We start from the raw sequence: 869 nt of genomic DNA on the forward strand, positions 1-869 counted from the left end.
CCGAGCTGGGTGTGCCGATCGCCCCATCGACCTACTACGACCACATCAACCGGGAGCCCAGCCGCCGCGAGCTGCGCGATGGCGAACTCAAGGAGCACATCAGCCGCGTCCACGCCGCCAACTACGGTGTTTACGGTGCCCGCAAAGTGTGGCTAACCCTGAACCGTGAGGGCATCGAGGTGGCCAGATGCACCGTCGAACGGCTGATGACCAAACTCGGCCTGTCCGGGACCACCCGCGGCAAAGCCCGCAGGACCACGATCGCTGATCCGGCCACAGCCCGTCCCGCCGATCTCGTCCAGCGCCGCTTCGGACCACCAGCACCTAACCGGCTGTGGGTAGCAGACCTCACCTATGTGTCGACCTGGGCAGGGTTCGCCTACGTGGCCTTTGTCACCGACGCCTACGCTCGCAGGATCCTGGGCTGGCGGGTCGCTTCCACGATGGCCACCTCCATGGTCCTCGACGCGATCGAGCAAGCCATCTGGACCCGCCAACAAGAAGGCGTACTCGACCTGAAAGACGTTATCCACCATACGGATAGGGGATCTCAGTACACATCGATCCGGTTCAGCGAGCGGCTCGCCGAGGCAGGCATCCAACCGTCGGTCGGAGCGGTCGGAAGCTCCTATGACAATGCACTAGCCGAGACGATCAACGGCCTATACAAGACCGAGCTGATCAAACCCGGCAAGCCCTGGCGGTCCATCGAGGATGTCGAGTTGGCCACCGCGCGCTGGGTCGACTGGTTCAACCATCGCCGCCTCTACCAGTACTGCGGCGACGTCCCGCCGGTCGAACTCGAGGCTGCCTACTACGCTCAACGCCAGAGACCAGCCGCCGGCTGAGGTCTCAGATCAGAGTTTTTT

At 63.4% G+C, this 869-nt stretch carries 1 protein-coding gene; it reads left to right on the forward strand.

The annotated features are described in order from the left end of the window. Positions 1 to 848 (forward strand): IS3-like element IS6110/IS987 family transposase (locus tag IEY14_RS25700; RefSeq protein ID WP_049959514.1); only part of this gene is annotated, 848 nt, incomplete at its 5' end. Positions 849 to 869: the final 21 nt, after the last annotated feature.

Origin of the sequence: Aureimonas endophytica (assembly GCF_014642635.1) — a bacterium.
Classification (GTDB): domain Bacteria; phylum Pseudomonadota; class Alphaproteobacteria; order Rhizobiales; family Rhizobiaceae; genus Plantimonas; species Plantimonas endophytica.